This window comes from Cobetia sp. MB87 (assembly GCF_011319755.1).
Taxonomy (GTDB): Bacteria; Pseudomonadota; Gammaproteobacteria; order Pseudomonadales; family Halomonadaceae; genus Cobetia.
Window position 1 is genome coordinate 1 of record NZ_VFBC01000007.1, and the last position, 15,921, is coordinate 15,921.

The following is a 15,921-nucleotide window of genomic DNA, read 5'->3' on the forward strand; positions in this document are numbered from 1 at the left end:
ACACGTCGAGCAGGTACGAAAGTAGGTTCTAGTGATCCGGTGGTTCTGTATGGAAGGGCCATCGCTCAACGGATAAAAGGTACTCCGGGGATAACAGGCTGATACCGCCCAAGAGTTCACATCGACGGCGGTGTTTGGCACCTCGATGTCGGCTCATCACATCCTGGGGCTGAAGTCGGTCCCAAGGGTATGGCTGTTCGCCATTTAAAGTGGTACGCGAGCTGGGTTTAGAACGTCGTGAGACAGTTCGGTCCCTATCTGCCGTGGGCGTCGGAAGTTTGAGAAGAGCTGCTCCTAGTACGAGAGGACCGGAGTGGACGAACCTCTGGTGTTCGGGTTGTCATGCCAATGGCATTGCCCGGTAGCTACGTTCGGACGGGATAACCGCTGAAAGCATCTAAGCGGGAAGCCCCCTTCAAGATGAGACTTCCCTGAGGCCTTGCGCCTCCTGAAGGGCCCTTGAAGACTACAAGGTTGATAGGCTGGGTGTGGAAGCACAGCAATGTGTTGAGCTAACCAGTACTAATTGCCCGTGAGGCTTGACCATATAACACCCAAGGGGTTTGCCCAAGCAAACCGCCGGGATTGCGACAGGATCGAGACATATCGGTCAGCATGATTCATATTGCGAGTCGCGAGGCCACAAGCCTCGAGACTCAGGCACCGCAAGGTGCCACCGCTTCGCCTGACGACCATAGCGAGCGTGAACCACCCGATCCCATGCCGAACTCGGAAGTGAAACCGCTTAGCGCCGATGGTAGTGTGGAGTTTCTCCATGTGAGAGTAGGTCATCGTCAGGCACTTATACTGAACCGCCCCTGTAGCCTTGCTGCAGGGGCGGTTCTCTTTGTGGTGAGAAAAGTTGCGCACAGCAAAGCAAGAGGCGTACGCGCTTCGTGAGGCGCCTGCTGCGCCCATGACGACAGCCTGAGCGTTGTCACAGCCCCCATCACGTACATGCACGCTTGTAGAAGGCAGCGGCGAGAGGCTAGACTCCCCAGCCTTCTGTATTGGAGATGATGATGCAACCTCAAGAACTGTTGCTGTATTGCCGCCCTGGCTTCGAGGCCGACCTGGCCGCAGAAGTCAGCGAGAAAGCGGCGTATATCGGCACGCCGGGTTATCCGATTGCGGCACGCGACAGTGGCTTCGTGCGTTATGTGGTGACGGGTGATGAGCCTGCCAACGCCCTGCATCGTGACATGCCGCTACAGGCGTTGGTCTTCGCTCGTCAGACCTTGGTGGCGCTGGAGCCGCTGGTCGGCATGTCGCGGGAGAATCGCGTCTCGCCGATTCTGCAGCAGGTGGTCGATGCCGGCTGGAGCTTCGAGGAGATCCGCCACGAGATGCCGGATACCAATGATGGCAAGGCGCTGTCGGGGCTGGGCAAGGCCGTTGGTCGCCCGCTGGAATCTGCGCTCAAGAAGCGGGGTGCCCTGCGCCGCAAGGCCGGTGGTCGGGCGTTGCATGTCTTCTGGACGGATGGCGATGAAGTCCAGCTGGGCATGAGCTTCCCGGGCAACCGCAGCGAGTATGCCAATGGCATTCGTCACCTGCGTTCGCCGAGCCGTGCACCCAGCCGCTCCACACTCAAGCTGGAGGAAGCGTGGCACGAATTCGTACCGCGCGATCAGTGGGAGCGTCGCATTGCCACCGGCATGCAGGCAGCGGACCTCGGTGCCGCTCCGGGTGGCTGGACCTTCCAGCTGGTCGAGAAGGGCATGTTCGTGTTCGCGATCGACAATGGTCCGATGAACAAGGACTTGATGGCGACAGGACAGGTCGAGCATCTCAAGGAAGACGGTTTCACCTGGGAGCCACCGCTGCGCCTGGATTGGCTGGTCTGCGATATCGTCGACAAGCCGATCCGTGTGACCGAGATGGTCGAGCGCTGGCTGAAGAAGCGCTGGTGCAACGAGGCCGTCTTCAATCTCAAGCTGCCGATGAAGCAGCGCTGGAAGGAAGTCTCTCGTTGCCTCGACTATCTGGCTGCCAGTCTCGAACGCTCCAACGTCGGTGCCGAGATTCGCTGTCGCCATCTGTATCACGACCGTGAAGAGGTCACTGTGCACGTGCGCATCACGCACTGATTGGCTGTTGGCTCAATCGACACGCACAGGCGACTTGCCCATAAAAGACCCCCACGGCCTGTTCAGGCCGTGGGGGTCTTTTATGGGGCGTCTGATGCCTTCGCTCGCCGGTGAGGCGCGCTCAGGTATGCTCCAGCAGGATTATCCGCTCCGGTTGGGATAGCATGGGCGCCAGGCGCGCCATCATGCGATCTCGGGCCGGGCTGACTGACCATTCCTTCCACGCTCGCGTATCGCGCCATGAAGTGATCAGGATGCGGTGGCCTGCGCGGCCGGTTTCCATCAGATTCTCGCCCGAGATGAAGCCCGGGACATGCGTGGCCTCGCGTACGACTTCACGCGAGGCCTGTTCGTAATCCTGTTCCAGTCCCGGCATGATATGCCGTTCGATCAGAACCTTGATCATGCCTGTCTCCCCTTTTTTGTACGTGCCGCCAGCCAGGGCGGCAGGATTGTCAGGAGTCTTCGATGACCGATATCACATTGCCCGAGGCCGATGCCGAACTGGAAACCAGTGGCCTGTATTGCCCGGAACCCATCATGATGCTGCACAACAAGGTGCGTGAGCTTGCCTCGGGTGACCTGTTGCGGGTAGTGGCGACCGACCCTGCCACCACCCGTGATGTGCCCAAGTTCTGCGCCTTTCTCGGTCACACCCTGGAACTGAGCCACGAGACGCCGGAACAGTTCCTGTATTACATCCGCATCAGTTGAGTCCCATCCGCCGAGTCGCTGGCCATGGCTTGCTCTCAGGCTTCGCGGTCATGGACTTCGACGCAGACCTGGTCGCTCTCGCCGGTCATCATCAGCGCGAGAGCTTCCAGCGTCGCCGGGTCCTGCTCGCGAATCTGATTGGCGATGGCGCGCTGGAAGAAATAGACCACGTCATGCCGGCTGCGCCCCGGGTATAGGCAGTCGTCGCCTGCCAGCACCGGTGTCTGGGTGACGCGAGCCTCATCGACCAGCAAGGCCTCGATGTTGCCATCGCTGTAGAGGCGCCAGCCGAAGACCTGCTTGAGCTGCCACTGTGTCTCGCCGTTGGTCATGCACAGCGCATGGGTACCCAGCGTGTCCGGCAGTTGCTGCAACAGCGTCGTCTTGTCCGAGACTTCATAGTCGTAATAGGCCGCGGCATGTTCGAGCTCGAACACCTTGTGGTCAGGTGCCAGCATGAAGACTTCGTCGGTTTCCGGGTCGCGATAGCCGACGAAATGCCCCTGCTGGGGGTCTTCCAGCTCGTGGCAGGGCATCAGCCCCTCCATCCACGGCACCATGCCGACGACTTCACCATCCTCGCGCAGCCCCCAGGCCAGTACCGGAATGCTGTAATAGCTGTCCAGATCGCTGTCGAGCTGATAGAGCATTTCCAACCCGTCGTGTTCCGGCGCCAGCCGGAGAATACGACGTCGTGCACGCATCCTGTCACGCATGACACTCAGGTCGATGACCTTGGCGGAGCGGGGGGAAGATACTGGTACGCCCATGACGAACCCTCCTCAGCAGCTTGTCGATCGTCCTCGGCGTGTGCTGGTGCGTTCTCTCGCTTCTGCCATGTGTGTCGTCAGCGTGAGAGCACTGCCTTGAATAACCATTAGCACAGCCAGAGCCCTGACGGTAACCCCTCCTTGGACGAAATGACCGTCCATCGGCTTTTTCGTGTTTAAACGCAAAAGCCCCGCGTCACCCTGTCGGGCGTCGCGGGGCTTGCTCATCCAGGCGTTTCAGGCAGCTGTCAGTCCAGCATTCCGGCCGAGACTCATGCTGAGGTGCAGGCTGAGATGCAGGCGCTATCCGCCAGGCATCACTGGCTCGCCAATGCCTCATCACGCACGCCACGGCGCGCGATGATCCAGAGGCGCCAGCCGAGCAGCAGCGCCGCCACGGTCAGGCCGGCCACCATGCCGATCCAGTAACCATAGACACCCATCTGCTCGATGGGCCAGGGCGAGATCGGGAAGGCCTCACTGCCGACGCCCAGCAGGTGTCCGCCTCCCAGCCCGACCACCCAGTAGGCGAACATGGTGATCAGCATGATGATGCGCGTGTCCTTGAAGCCGCGCAGTGCGCCTGCCATCGCGACCTGCAGGGAGTCCGAGACCTGATAGAGCATCGCCAGGGTGATCAGCGACATGGCCAGGGCCTGGACCTTGAGGTTGCTGGTGTAGAGCGCTACAGCCGGCTCGGCCAGTACCCAGATCACGATGTCATTCACCAGCGCCACCACCAGCGAGAAGGCCACACCATTCCAGGCCACGAAACGTGCTTCGCGCATGTCACCACGGCCGATGGTGTGACCGACGCGCACGGTCAGGGCCATCGCCATCGACAGCGGCAGCATGAACAGCAGCGAGGTGAAGTTGAGCGCGACCTGGTGGGCCGCAACCTTGATCTCGCCGAAGCTGGCCACGAACAGGGCAATGACCGTGAACAGCGTGACCTCGAAGAAGATCGCGATCCCGATCGGCAGGCCGACCTTGAGCAGTTCGCCCATCTGCTTGAAATGGGGGGCGCTGGGCTGGCACCACAGCGCCACGGCGCGATACGCGCTGCTGTAACGTGTATAGGCGAACATGCTCAGGCACATGATCCACATCGCAAGGCCAGTGGCGATACCACAGCCGGCGGCGCCCATGGCCGGAATGTCGCCCAATAGCCCCGGCAGGGTGATCCCCAGCAAGTCATCCACGCCCGCAGAACCGTAGATCAGCACGTAATTGAGCGGGATGTTCGATATCAGGCCGATCAGGCTGATGATCAGTGCCGGGCGAGTGTGGTTCATGCCGTCCGAGTAGGCGCGCAGGACCTGATAGAAGGCTGCGCCCGGCATGCCCCAGGCGATGGCCATCAGGTAGAGGGTCGCCTGCTCGGCCACAGCCTCAGGCACCTCCATCAGCGTGAAGATCGGCGCGGCCAGATACCAGAGCCCAAGTCCGGACAGGCTGCCGAGCACCAGCGAGATCCATAACGATTGATGCACGTTGCCACGCACCTCATCGCTGCGTTTGCCCCCCATCAATTGCGCGACCACAGGCGTCAGACCCATCAGGGTGCCCGCCATCAGCAGCAGTAGGGGCACCCACAGGCTGGAGCCTACTGACACGGCTGCCAGGTCCGTGGCCGAGGAGCGCCCCGTCATCAACACGTCCACGGCACTCATGCCTGCCTGAGCCAACTGCGCGCCACAGATCGGCAGCGCCAGGGTCAGCAGGCGTGAGGTTTCCGCTCTGACGCGGGGAATCAGTGGCGGAGGCGGAGAACCGGGGGGCGTCTGAGGCATGGAGGGAGTGGGTGAATCGGCGGGGGGCACGGCAGGCTCCTGCTAGTAATCGAGAATCATTCTTGCTTGGCGCGCCATCCTAGCAGATAAGCAGGTTTCATGAACGCAAGCTGATGAATTATCACGGCTGTGAGTGACACTGTCAGCTGAAATGACGCGCTATACGCTTGCCACGTACAATGAGCCATCCGGCAGAGCAGGTTTTCCTGCCGCCATCGAATACCCCCACATTGCCAGCGCTTGCCGAGAATTGCCGTGTCGTCCCATGAGTCCCTTCCTGCCGTCCATTCCTCTGATCCCGCCTGCGGGAGCCCCCGTCGTGCGCATGATCTCGCCACCTTGATGGCATTGTTCGACGGCCTGTTCGGCAACACCTTCAACACCGTGCTGCGCTGTGATCCTGAAGAGCCGCTGTATCTTCCGGCCGGCATGCAAGGGGAAGGCAGGCATGTCCATGAATCAGAGCTTGGCTATCACCGTATCTATCTGGCACGTGGCTTCTTTTCCAGCGCGCTGCATGAGATCAGCCATTGGTGTATCGCGGGAGCCAGACGGCGGCTCGAGGAAGATTACGGCTACTGGTATGCACCGGATGGCCGCGACGCCCAGCAGCAGCGCGCCTTCGAGAGTGTCGAGGTCGCGCCGCAAGCTCTGGAGCTGCTTTTCCACCGGGCGGTGGGCAAGCCGTTTCATGTCAGCGTCGACAATCTTGAGTTGGAGGTGGATCGAGACGCCTTCGCGCAACGTGTGATGCAGCGCGCCGCCGATGTCGAGCAGCGCGGCCTGCCCGCACGTGCCGCTGCCTTCCGCCATGCACTCGCCGGTGTCTGGCAGCAAGGGATGTCGCTTGAGCAGGCCATCGCCCATGCCCGGTCCCTGTTGCCTGCGGTGGGAGAAGACGGCCGACTGGCGTGATGCCTTTCTGCCCATGCCAGGTGGTAGTGTCGTGGTTCGCCGGGCTTGCCTCTCGGAACTCGCCTCCCGAAGCGGGATTGCATTATCTGCAAATCAGCGTTGCACTCACGTTGCAGGTGTCAGGGCTTTGTGATTAGAATGATTCGCATTGACACAATGGTTCCGCTTTTACTGGCCTGCAGGTCTGCTCATGGCAGCTCTCGTCAGGACAGAACATCTTGAACAGGGGTATTCGATGACTGCTGTATCCATGATTTCTGCATCCTCCGCTCGCAAGCTGTTGTTGAGTGCGCTGGTCGGCGTGACGGCTGTCACGGCCATGCCGGCGCAAGCCCAGGAAGAGGTGAACGTCTATTCCTATCGTCAGGCCTATCTGATCGAGCCGTTCCTCAAGGAGTTCACCGAGGAGACCGGCGTCAAGGTCAACGTGGTATTCGCCAAGCAGGGTCTGGCCGAGCGCCTCAAGCGTGAAGGTCGCAACACGCCTGCTGACGTCCTGCTGACGGTGGATATCGGTCGCCTGCAGGAGCTGGTCGACGAAGGGCTGGTCAAGAGCGTCAATGACGACGTCATCGAAGCCAACCTGCCTGAGCAGTATCACGGCCCTGACAACCAGTGGTTCGGTATCACCACCCGTGCCCGCGTGCTCTACACCAGTGTCGAGCGTCTCGAGGCCGGCCAGGTCGCAAGCTATGACGACCTGGCGGATCCGAGCCTCAAGGGCCGTGTCTGTTCACGTGCCGGAGATCACCCCTACAACGTGGCATTGATAGCCTCGCGTATCGCCCACAACGGCGAGGAAGCGACCCGCGAATGGCTGGAAGGCTTCAAGGACAACCTGGCGCGCAAGCCGCAGGGCGGAGACCGCGATCAGATCAAGGCGATTCGTGACAACGTCTGTGACGTGGCCATCGGCAACAGCTACTACTACGGCAAGATGCTCGACAACGACGAGCAGCGTCCGTGGGCCGAGAAGGCACGTATCGAATTCCCGGACCAGAACGGTGTCGGCACGCACATGAACATCTCCGGCATGGCGATGACCAAGTACGCGCCGCACGAAGAGAATGCGCTCAAGCTGATGCGCTTCTTGACCGAGAAGACCGCTCAGCACATGTATGCCGAGGTCAATTTCGAGTATCCGGCCAACCCTGCTGCCGAAAGCTCGGAGCTGCTGACGTCCTGGGGCGAGTTCAAGCAGGATGACCTCTCACTGACCGAGGTCGCCAAATACCGCAAGCGTGCTGCTCAGATGGTCAATGAAGTCGGTTTCAACCAGTAACGGCACTCGCCGCTGGCGTAAGCCATCGGATGGGATGTCATGAACGAGAGGGGCTGTCGCGATGCGGCAGCCCCTCTTCGTATGAGTGAACAATGTAAAATAGACGCAATTGCAGTTGGCAGGTCAGTGAGGAAGAGCAGATGACGCAAGGCAAGCGGCTGTTGGCAAAACGAGGTGCGAGCCTTGAAGAGGAAGCCTGCGTGGCAACCAGCGCGACGGAGCTCGCTCTGGAGCGCGCAGCTGGCAGCACGTCAGCTGCCGAAGACGCGGCCATAAGACGCCGTCAGCGGCGCCTGGGCACGCACATGGGGTGGTTCGCGACGGCCTGGGGGGTCGCCGCACTGGTGGTAATGCCAGTGCTGGCCGTCATCTGGCTGGCGTTGTTCGGCGATGATGGCAGTGATCAGGCCGGCGACGGCATCTGGCCGCACCTCGTCTCCACCGTGCTGCCTGACTACGTCATGACGAGCCTGGCGCTGGTGGCCGGCGTGGCGGTGCTCAGCGGCAGCATGGGCGTGGTCTCGGCATGGCTGACCACCATGTATCAGTTCCCGCTGCGGCGCACCTTCGAGTGGTCGTTGCTGCTGCCGTTCGCGATTCCTGCCAACGTCATCGCCTACATCTACACCGATGTCTTCGAGTATGCCGGGCCTTTCCAGGGCGCACTGCGTGCGCTGTTCGGCTGGGACTCGCCGCAGGATTACTACTTCCCCGAGATACGCAGTCTGGGCGGCGCCATCCTGATGCTGTCGCTGGTGCTGTTTCCCTATGTCTTCATGCTGGCGCGCTCGGCGTTTCTCGATCAATCACCGTCACTGCGTGATGCCAGCCGCACTCTGGGCTGCAATGGCTGGCAGAGCTTCTGGCGCGTGGCGTTGCCGAGTGCACGTCCGGCGATCGCCGTCGGTCTGGCGCTGGCGATGATGGAGGCGCTCAATGACTTCGGTACCGTCGATTACTTCGCGGTGCGCTCGCTGACGGCCGGTATCTTCAATGTGTGGCTCAACATGGGCAGCCTGCGCGGGGCGGCGCAGATAGCGCTGTGTCTGATGATCTTCGTGGTCACGCTGATCTGGCTGGAACGACATGCCCGGCGCCGGCAGCGCCAGTTCGGCAAGGGCGATCGCTATCGTCGCTATCGTCGTCCGACCCTGCATGGCTGGCGCGCCGGACTGGCGACGCTGGCCTGCCTGCTGCCGCTGCTGTTCGGCTTCCTGTTGCCGGTGGGGCTGCTGACGCGGCATGCCATTCGCTACTTCGAGGAGTCGTGGACACCGGACTTCGCCGGTTATGCGCTCAACAGCCTGATGCTGTCGGTGAGTGCTGCCGTGCTGACACTGATCATCGGGGTGCTGCTGGCCTACGCCAAGCGGCTGGATCGCACCGCCAGCGTACAGCAGGCGCTCAAGCTCTCGAGCCTGGGTTATGCCATGCCGGGAGCCGTGCTGGGGCTGGGCGTGCTGGTGCCGCTGTCGGGTTTCGACAATGCGCTGGACAGCTTCCTGCGCGCCAACTTCGGATTTTCAAGCGGGCTTCTGCTGACAGGGACGATGGGCGCGATCATCATCGCCTATGTGGTGCGCTTCCTCGCCATCGCCGCGGGCTCCATCGAATCAAGTCTCGACAAGGTCACGCCCTCGATGGACATGGCGGCGCGCTCGCTGGGGGAGAACACATTCTCCACACTGCGCCGGGTGCACCTGCCCTTGATCCGTCCCGGCTTGCTGACCGCGGCGCTGGTGGTCTTCGTGGATGCCATGAAGGAGTTGCCGGCCACCTTGCTGCTGCGACCCTTCAACTTCGACACGCTCGCCACCCACGTCTATCAGTACGCCTCGGATGAAATGCTCGAGCAGGCGGCGCTGCCGGCTCTGGTGATCGTGGTGGTCGGCATCCTGCCGGTGATCGTGATCTCGCGCACCATCGTGGCCTCGCGCAGCGAGTCATGACGGCGACAGCATCGGTATCAGCTTATTGCCATATGGCAGTTGTTCCTCGTGTGGAGATCGCCTAGGGTGCAGCGCTCGACACTGACAGGACAATGCCGGAGATGGTTCGCACGATGCTCAAGCCTTACGTAGCCAAGATGCGTGGTGGCCCCCTGAAGCGGGGCAGGCCACATGTTGCCGATGCCCTGTGGTCATGGCTCGGGGCCTTTCTGGGCATGGCGCTGATCGGCTGGCTGTCCTCGCACTACCTGGCGGTCAGCTCGCTGTTGCTGGTGGGGTCCTTCGGCGCGACCTCGGTGCTGCTCTACGGCGCGCCGCACAGTCCGCTGGCCCAGCCGCGCAATGTGCTGGGCGGCAACATGCTGTCGGCGCTGGTCGGTGTCGCCTGCTATCACTGGTTGGGCGATGGCTGGCTGGCGGCGGCCATGGCGGTCTCGGTGGCACTGCTGGTCATGCAGTTGACGCACACTCTGCACCCGCCGGGCGGCGCCACGGCCTTGATCGCGGTGATCGGCGGTCAGCCGCTGCACGAGCTGGGCTACTGGTACGCTCTGTTGCCGGTGGGGCTTGGCTGTGCGGCGATGCTGGTGCTGGCGGTATTGATCAACAATCTGGCACGTCATCGCCGCTATCCGCTGCACTGGCATTGAGCTCATCAAATGCGCGCTTCTGCAGGCGACGGCGGAAGATGGTAGACTGGGCCATCGCCTGACGCGAGCGACTGGCAGCAGCCGGATGAGGTCCCTCTGACCGACTCTTTCTTTTTCTGCGCCTGATACGCCTCGCTCCCTCTCCCGGCACGTGCCCGGCCAGGCGCCATTCCTTAATGATCGACCAGCACGTGGCCGGTCAGCCGAAGAGATATTGATGACTGAGACTACTGCCAATTCCGTCCCGGCGTTTGCCTCCCTGGGGCTGTCCGCTCCTGTCCTGAAAGCGATCGCCGAGATGGGCTATTCCACGCCATCTCCCGTCCAGGCAGGTGCAATTCCTGCCGTGCTGGAAGGCCGTGATGTGATGGCTGCCGCGCGCACCGGTACCGGCAAGACCGCCGGTTTTGCCCTGCCGCTGGTCGAGCGCCTCTCACAGAGCGCTCCCGCAGGTGCCCGCAAGATCAAGGCCCTGATCGTCACGCCTACGCGTGAGCTGGCCGCGCAGATCGATGAGAACGTTACCGCCTATTCCCGTCACCTGAAGCTGCGCAATGCCGTGGTATTCGGTGGCGTGAAGATCAACCCGCAGATCAGCCGCCTGTCCTCTGGCGTCGAGATCCTGACCGCCACACCGGGGCGCCTGCTGGACCTGCACTCCCAGAAGGCCATCGACTTCTCCGAGCTCGAGACGCTGGTGCTGGATGAAGCGGACCGCATGCTGGACATGGGCTTCATCCACGACATCCGCCGTCTGCTCAAGCTGCTGCCGACCAAGCGTCAGACGCTGCTGTTCTCCGCGACCTTCTCTGACGAGATTCGTGGCATGGCCAACAAGCTGCTGAATGACCCGGTGGCGGTGGAAGCCAGCCCGCGCAACACCACGGCCGAGAAGGTCGAGCAGCATATCCACACCGTGGAGAAGAGCCACAAGCCTTCGCTGCTCAAGCACCTGATCATCAAGGAAAACTGGCACCAGGTGCTGGTCTTCACCCGTACCAAGCACGGTGCCAACCGTCTGGCGACCAAGCTCGAGAAGTCCGGCATCAGTGCCGCGGCGATTCACGGCAACAAGAGCCAGAATGCGCGTACCAAGGCGTTGGCCGGCTTCAAGAACGGCGAAGTGCGAGTGCTGGTCGCGACGGACATCGCGGCACGTGGCCTGGATATCGAGCAGCTGCCGCAGGTCGTGAACTACGAACTGCCCAACGTGCCGGAAGACTACGTGCACCGTATCGGGCGCACCGGCCGTGCCGGCGCCAGCGGGCGTGCCATTTCGCTGGTCTCCAGCGATGAGCGCAAGGAGCTCGGTGGCATCGAGCGTCTGCTCAAGGGCAAGCTCAAGCGTGTCGAAGTGGAAGGTTTCGTGCCGGAAGTCGATGTCGAGCCGGAACGTGAACCGCGTCAGCCGCGTGGCGGCCAGCGTTCTGGCGGCCAGCGCTCTGGCAGCAAGCCTGCTGGCGAAGGTCGTGGCAATGGCGGCCAGCGTTCGGGCGGTCAGCGCTCTGACGGCCAGCGCTCGGGTGGCCAGCGCACTGGCAGCAAGCCTGCCGGTGAAGGCCGTGGCAATGGCGGACCGCGATCGGGCGGCCCGCGATCGGGCGGTCAGCGCTCTGACGGCCAGCGCTCGGGTGGCCAGCGTACTGGCGGCAAGCCTGCCGCTGAAGGCCGTGGCAATGGCGGCCAGCGCACTGGCGGTCAGCCGCAGCAGACCGCGCGTGTCGATGATGACAACCGCGGCAATCGTGCACCGGTGCAGCGTGAAGTCGATGGCAATCGCGTCGCGCCGCAGCCGGAGGTGAACGGCAACCGTGCGCCGAATGCGCCGACCAATGATGAGCGTCCGCGTCGCCGCTCACGTGGTGGTCGCAACCGCTCCAGCGGTGGCAACGGTGGTGGCCGCTCCAACGGCTGAGCCGCGCCGTAGAGGCCAAGGCTTGAACACAAACGCCCCGACAACCTTGCGGTTGTCGGGGCGTTTGTGTGTCAGGAGCGGAAACGTCTGATCAGACGTCTTCTTCCCAGTCGATCTCGTAATCCGGGCCAGTGCCCTGGATGTCTTGCTCGCCACGCACGCCATCACCGCGCAGTCGCGTGTGGATGGCCAGCATCACCAGCACCTCATTGTCCGGGCGGAACGGCTGCAGCCCCTGTTCGAACAGCATGTTGTTGCGCTCGCGCGCCCAGTCACCCGGGGCAAGCTCAGGGTAGAGGCCTTCCGCCGGCGCGAACTCGACGAAGGGGTCCATGTTGTAGGCGTCGAATAGACGGGCCAGTGCCTGCTCGTCATCCATGACGCCGGTGGTATAGAGCGTGGTCTGGTAGTAGTCCTGCTCCAGCTCCTTGAGCACATCCAGGGGGCTGACGCCGAAGCTGCGCAGGTCATCCAGGCTGTAGTCGCCCAGCTCCAGCATCTCGCCGTCCAGCCATTCGTCATCCGGCTGGATCAGCACATGCTTCATCTGGCCATCGGGCAGCGCCCAGGCGATGGCCAGCGGCAGACTGGAGTCCTCGCCGGTCTCGACGGCGATGAAGGCGGGGAAGTCCCCTGTTTCGGGTTCATATTCGTGCATGGTGATGTCCAGAGCAGGGAAGCGTGCAGGGAAAGTCGTTGATGCCGATTACAGGCGGAAGAAGCGTGTGGCAGTGGCGGTGGTGGCCTGTGCGAGTTCTTCCATGTCGATACCACGCAGCGCCGCGACCTCCGCCATGATCCACACCAGCAGAGAGGGTTCATGACGCCGCCCCTTGAGCTTGGCGGGCAGATTGCGCGGTACCAGATAGGGGCAATCGGTTTCCAGCATCAGGCGTTCGAGGGGAATCTCGCGGCACAGGCTGCGCAGGTGTTCGCCTCGGCGCTCATCACACAACCAGCCGGTCAGGCCGATATGCAGGTCGAGATCCAGATAGCCGTAGAGCGTCTCGCGCTCACCGGTGAAACAGTGCACGACGGCGTGACTGATATCGTCGCGCCAGTGCTTGAGCATCTCGAGCATCTGGCGACCGGCGTCACGTTCATGCAGAAACAGCGGCAGGCCTGTCTCGGCGGCCAGCGTCAGCTGCGCTTCGAACGCTCGGGCCTGTTCGGCGGGTGTCGAGAAGTTGCGATTGAAGTCGAGGCCACATTCCCCCACCGCGACCACCTCTGGCTGCGTCAGTAATTCCCGGATGCCGCGTTCGACGCCGTCGTTCCACTGGCTGGCATCATGGGGATGCACGCCGGCGGTGGCAGAAAGGCCACGATAGCGTGCCGCCAGTGCCTGGGCCTCACGCGAGCCATCCAGGCTGGTGCCGGTCAGGATCTGCTGGCTGACGCCCGCCGCGCGTGCTCGCAGCAAGGTACCCTCGATGTCGCGCGCGTAGCTCTCATGCGTCAGGTTGACGCCGATGTCGACCAGCGCAGAGGGGCTTGCGAAACGCAGCTCCGGTGCCAGCAGCGTCAGCGCGGCCGCGATATCGGCCTCGCCGAGTTCAAGGTCGTCACACAAGACGGCAAGCGTCTCGTCGGACAGTCGCTCGCTATCATAGTAGGGCAGGGAGGCAGGATCGGCATGCGGAGGAAGCGCGGACATCGGACACCCTTGGGATCGCGGGGAGGGAGAAGACACGTGACGTGATTTCAAGCGGTCGGCCATTCTACCCAAGGCGCCGGCGTCTTTCAGCCCTTGCGGCGTCTTCCATCGCCTGCACGCTGCGCCTCGGGTAGAATGGCGACATTCTCCGGCGCGCGTCGCTGGCGGCGGCCTGTCCGCCTGACTCCCACTTCCTCCGTGGCCTTCCCGGCCGTGGACCCGTCACGAGTTGCTGCACCACATGGCATTGTTACGACTGGAAAATCTTCAGCTGGCCTATGGCCATCACGTCTTGCTCAACGGGGCGGACCTTGTCGTTGAACGCGGTGAGCGTCTGGCGCTCGTCGGCCGCAACGGCACCGGCAAGTCGACCCTGCTCAAGCTGATCACCGGCGAATTCCAGGCCGATGCCGGTGAGCTGTGGAAGGCGCCGGGCCTCAAGATCGGCGTGCTCTCGCAGGACCTGCCGGCCGCCGAAGGACGTACCATCTTCGATATCGTCGCTGAAGGCCTGCCAAAGGCGGGCGCGCTGCTGGCGGAATATCATCATCTGATCAGCGATCCCGAGCCGGACCTCAAACGTCTCGAGCACGTGCAGGTCGCGCTGGAAAGCGTCGATGGCTGGCAGTTCCAGCAGCGTATCGATACCGTGCTGACCCGCCTGGGCCTGCCGGAAGACACCATGATGGAAGACCTGTCCGGCGGCTGGCGTCGTCGTGTCGCACTGGCGCGTGCGCTGGTGTCCGACCCGGACCTGCTGCTGCTCGATGAGCCGACCAACCATCTGGATCTCGATACCATCGCCTGGCTGGAAGAGCAGGTCGCGGCCTTCTCCGGTGCCGTGCTGTTCATCACCCACGACAGGGCCTTCCTGAAGCGCCTCGCGACCCAGATTCTGGAGCTGGACCGTGGCCGCCTCGGGCGTTACCCGGGCGACTACGCCGCCTACCAGGCCCAGAAGCAGCATGAGATGGATGTCGAGGCCAAGGAGAACTCCGAGTTCGACAAGAAACTGGCCCAGGAAGAGACCTGGATCCGCCAGGGGGTCAAGGCGCGTCGTACCCGTAACGAAGGCCGTGTACGTGCGCTGGAGAAGATGCGTGCCGAGCGTGGTCAGCGGCGTGAAGTGCAGGGCCGTGCGCGTATCGCCGTCGACTCCGCCGAGCGCAGCGGCAAGCGGGTCGTGGAGCTGGAGAACGTCAGCTATCGCTACGACGAGGCGCAGGAGCAGTGGGTCATCCGTGACTTGAGCGTCGAGATCCAGCGCGGCGACAAGGTCGGCCTGCTGGGACGCAACGGCGCGGGCAAGACCACGCTGCTGCACATTCTGCTCGGTCAGCTGGAAGCCAGCGAAGGCAAGCGCATCGAAGGCACCAAGCTGCAGATCGCCTACTTCGATCAGCTGCGCAAGGGCCTCGACATGGAAGCCACCGTCTACGACAACGTGGCGCGCGGCAGCGACCGTGTCACGGTCGGCGGGCGTGACATGCACGTGATGAGCTACCTGCAGAACTTTCTGTTCACGCCGGACCGCGCGCGTCAGCCGGTACGCTCCCTGTCAGGGGGCGAATCCAACCGCCTGCTGCTGGCGCGTCTGTTCACCATGCCGGCCAACGTGCTGGTGCTCGATGAGCCGACCAACGACCTGGATGTCGAGACGCTGGAGCTGCTCGAGGAGCTGTTGCTCGATTTCGATGGCACCGTGCTGCTGGTTTCCCACGACCGTGCCTTCATGGACAACGTGGTCACCAACATCCTTGCCTTCGAGGGCGACGGGGTCGTCAAGCCGTATGTCGGGGGCTACAGCGACTGGATACGTCAGGGCGGGCATCTGCCGCCGGCGCCGTGGGAAGTCGAGCGTGAGCGCGAGGAAAAGCACCGTCGTGACGCCCAGGCAGAAGACGAGCGCCGCAAGCGTGAGGCCGCCCAGGCGCAGCAGGCCAACAAGAAGGTCAAGCTGCCTTACAAGTTCCAGCGCGAGCTGGACCTGATTCCGGCGACCATCGAGAAGCTGGAAGCGGAGATCGCGACGCTGGAAGCCGAGATCGCGACGCCGGAGTTCTACACCGGGGATGCCAAGGCGGTAAAGAACACGCTGGAGAAGCTCAGCCACAAGCAGCAGGTGCTGGAAGAGACGATGGAGCGCTGGATGGAGCTTGAGGCCATGCAGGAAGGCTGAAGCCGCA

Annotated in this window: 12 protein-coding genes, 2 rRNA genes and 1 pseudogene; 10 read left to right on the forward strand and 5 right to left on the reverse strand. The window is 62.7% G+C overall.

Annotated elements, in window-relative coordinates:
* From CDPAHKCJ_RS06055 to rlmM, 3 genes are all read left to right on the forward strand, one after another.
* A 23S ribosomal RNA gene (locus CDPAHKCJ_RS06055) occupies positions 1–547 on the forward strand; the annotation flags it as partial.
* A 137-nt stretch (positions 548–684) separates the two neighbouring features.
* Positions 685–800 (forward strand): 5S ribosomal RNA (gene rrf / locus CDPAHKCJ_RS06060).
* 216 nt (positions 801–1,016) lie between these two features.
* Complete coding sequence (gene rlmM / locus CDPAHKCJ_RS06065) at positions 1,017–2,090, forward strand: 23S rRNA (cytidine(2498)-2'-O)-methyltransferase RlmM (RefSeq protein ID WP_131431318.1); 1,074 nt, start codon at positions 1,017–1,019, stop codon at positions 2,088–2,090.
* Positions 2,091–2,211: 121 nt separating this feature from the next.
* Here rlmM and CDPAHKCJ_RS06070 read toward each other — a convergent pair whose 3' ends face one another.
* Positions 2,212–2,496, reverse strand: a complete 285-nt coding sequence (locus CDPAHKCJ_RS06070; protein WP_166019095.1) for an antibiotic biosynthesis monooxygenase — start codon at positions 2,494–2,496, stop codon at positions 2,212–2,214.
* 62 nt (positions 2,497–2,558) lie between these two features.
* On the opposite strand from CDPAHKCJ_RS06070, the gene tusA reads away from it, so the two are divergent.
* A complete protein-coding gene (gene tusA / locus CDPAHKCJ_RS06075) occupies positions 2,559–2,804 on the forward strand; it encodes a sulfurtransferase TusA (RefSeq protein ID WP_054555155.1) in 246 nt (81 codons plus the stop codon).
* Between the two features lie 35 nt (positions 2,805–2,839).
* On the opposite strand, the gene CDPAHKCJ_RS06080 is transcribed toward tusA, so the two are convergent.
* The gene (locus CDPAHKCJ_RS06080; RefSeq protein ID WP_166019096.1) at positions 2,840–3,574 is read right to left on the reverse strand and encodes a hypothetical protein; all 735 of its coding nucleotides are present in this window, start codon (positions 3,572–3,574) and stop codon (positions 2,840–2,842) included.
* A 317-nt stretch (positions 3,575–3,891) separates the two neighbouring features.
* Positions 3,892–5,367: an MATE family efflux transporter gene (locus CDPAHKCJ_RS06085; RefSeq protein ID WP_166019549.1), complete on the reverse strand. Its 1,476-nt coding sequence runs from the start codon at positions 5,365–5,367 to the stop codon at positions 3,892–3,894.
* Positions 5,368–5,709: 342 nt separating this feature from the next.
* On the opposite strand from CDPAHKCJ_RS06085, the gene CDPAHKCJ_RS06090 reads away from it, so the two are divergent.
* The 5 genes and pseudogenes from CDPAHKCJ_RS06090 to CDPAHKCJ_RS06110 all read left to right on the forward strand — a co-directional run.
* On the forward strand, positions 5,710–6,282 hold the full coding sequence (locus CDPAHKCJ_RS06090; RefSeq protein ID WP_166019097.1) for an elongation factor P hydroxylase: 573 nt from the start codon (positions 5,710–5,712) through the stop codon (positions 6,280–6,282).
* Between the two features lie 235 nt (positions 6,283–6,517).
* Positions 6,518–7,564, forward strand: coding sequence for a Fe(3+) ABC transporter substrate-binding protein (locus CDPAHKCJ_RS06095; protein WP_233593419.1), 1,047 nt, complete (start codon positions 6,518–6,520; stop codon positions 7,562–7,564).
* A gap of 140 nt (positions 7,565–7,704) precedes the next feature.
* Positions 7,705–9,513, forward strand: a complete 1,809-nt coding sequence (locus CDPAHKCJ_RS06100) for an iron ABC transporter permease (RefSeq protein WP_240916686.1) — start codon at positions 7,705–7,707, stop codon at positions 9,511–9,513.
* Between the two features lie 113 nt (positions 9,514–9,626).
* On the forward strand, positions 9,627–10,163 hold the full coding sequence (locus CDPAHKCJ_RS06105; RefSeq protein WP_166019098.1) for an HPP family protein: 537 nt from the start codon (positions 9,627–9,629) through the stop codon (positions 10,161–10,163).
* A gap of 217 nt (positions 10,164–10,380) precedes the next feature.
* Positions 10,381–11,529 (forward strand): annotated as a pseudogene (locus CDPAHKCJ_RS06110) (DEAD/DEAH box helicase); the annotation flags it as partial.
* Positions 11,530–12,169: 640 nt separating this feature from the next.
* On the opposite strand, the gene CDPAHKCJ_RS06115 reads toward CDPAHKCJ_RS06110, so the two are convergent.
* Together CDPAHKCJ_RS06115 and CDPAHKCJ_RS06120 are read right to left on the reverse strand one after the other, a co-directional pair.
* Positions 12,170–12,736 (reverse strand): hypothetical protein, encoded by a 567-nt coding sequence (locus CDPAHKCJ_RS06115; protein WP_240916687.1) that lies wholly within the window; start codon positions 12,734–12,736, stop codon positions 12,170–12,172.
* Positions 12,737–12,784: 48 nt separating this feature from the next.
* Positions 12,785–13,735, reverse strand: a complete 951-nt coding sequence (locus tag CDPAHKCJ_RS06120) for a TatD family hydrolase (RefSeq protein WP_166019100.1) — start codon at positions 13,733–13,735, stop codon at positions 12,785–12,787.
* A 241-nt stretch (positions 13,736–13,976) separates the two neighbouring features.
* On the opposite strand from CDPAHKCJ_RS06120, the gene CDPAHKCJ_RS06125 reads away from it, so the two are divergent.
* Positions 13,977–15,914, forward strand: coding sequence for an ATP-binding cassette domain-containing protein (locus CDPAHKCJ_RS06125; RefSeq protein WP_166019101.1), 1,938 nt, complete (start codon positions 13,977–13,979; stop codon positions 15,912–15,914).
* The last annotated feature ends 7 nt before the right edge of the window (positions 15,915–15,921 follow it).

What these genes read in the sequence shown, in the direction of transcription:
- rlmM (WP_131431318.1), top strand. Translation starts at nt 1,017, where the DNA reads ATGATGATGCAACCTCAAGAACTGTTGCTGTATTGCCGCCCTGGCTTC.
- CDPAHKCJ_RS06070 (WP_166019095.1), bottom strand. Translation starts at nt 2,496, where the DNA reads ATGATCAAGGTTCTGATCGAACGGCATATCATGCCGGGACTGGAACAG.
- tusA (WP_054555155.1), top strand. Translation starts at nt 2,559, where the DNA reads ATGACCGATATCACATTGCCCGAGGCCGATGCCGAACTGGAAACCAGT.
- CDPAHKCJ_RS06080 (WP_166019096.1), bottom strand. Translation starts at nt 3,574, where the DNA reads ATGGGCGTACCAGTATCTTCCCCCCGCTCCGCCAAGGTCATCGACCTG.
- CDPAHKCJ_RS06085 (WP_166019549.1), bottom strand. Translation starts at nt 5,367, where the DNA reads ATGCCTCAGACGCCCCCCGGTTCTCCGCCTCCGCCACTGATTCCCCGC.
- CDPAHKCJ_RS06090 (WP_166019097.1), top strand. Translation starts at nt 5,710, where the DNA reads ATGGCATTGTTCGACGGCCTGTTCGGCAACACCTTCAACACCGTGCTG.
- CDPAHKCJ_RS06095 (WP_233593419.1), top strand. Translation starts at nt 6,518, where the DNA reads ATGACTGCTGTATCCATGATTTCTGCATCCTCCGCTCGCAAGCTGTTG.
- CDPAHKCJ_RS06100 (WP_240916686.1), top strand. Translation starts at nt 7,705, where the DNA reads ATGACGCAAGGCAAGCGGCTGTTGGCAAAACGAGGTGCGAGCCTTGAA.
- CDPAHKCJ_RS06105 (WP_166019098.1), top strand. Translation starts at nt 9,627, where the DNA reads ATGCTCAAGCCTTACGTAGCCAAGATGCGTGGTGGCCCCCTGAAGCGG.
- CDPAHKCJ_RS06115 (WP_240916687.1), bottom strand. Translation starts at nt 12,736, where the DNA reads ATGCACGAATATGAACCCGAAACAGGGGACTTCCCCGCCTTCATCGCC.
- CDPAHKCJ_RS06120 (WP_166019100.1), bottom strand. Translation starts at nt 13,735, where the DNA reads ATGTCCGCGCTTCCTCCGCATGCCGATCCTGCCTCCCTGCCCTACTAT.
- CDPAHKCJ_RS06125 (WP_166019101.1), top strand. Translation starts at nt 13,977, where the DNA reads ATGGCATTGTTACGACTGGAAAATCTTCAGCTGGCCTATGGCCATCAC.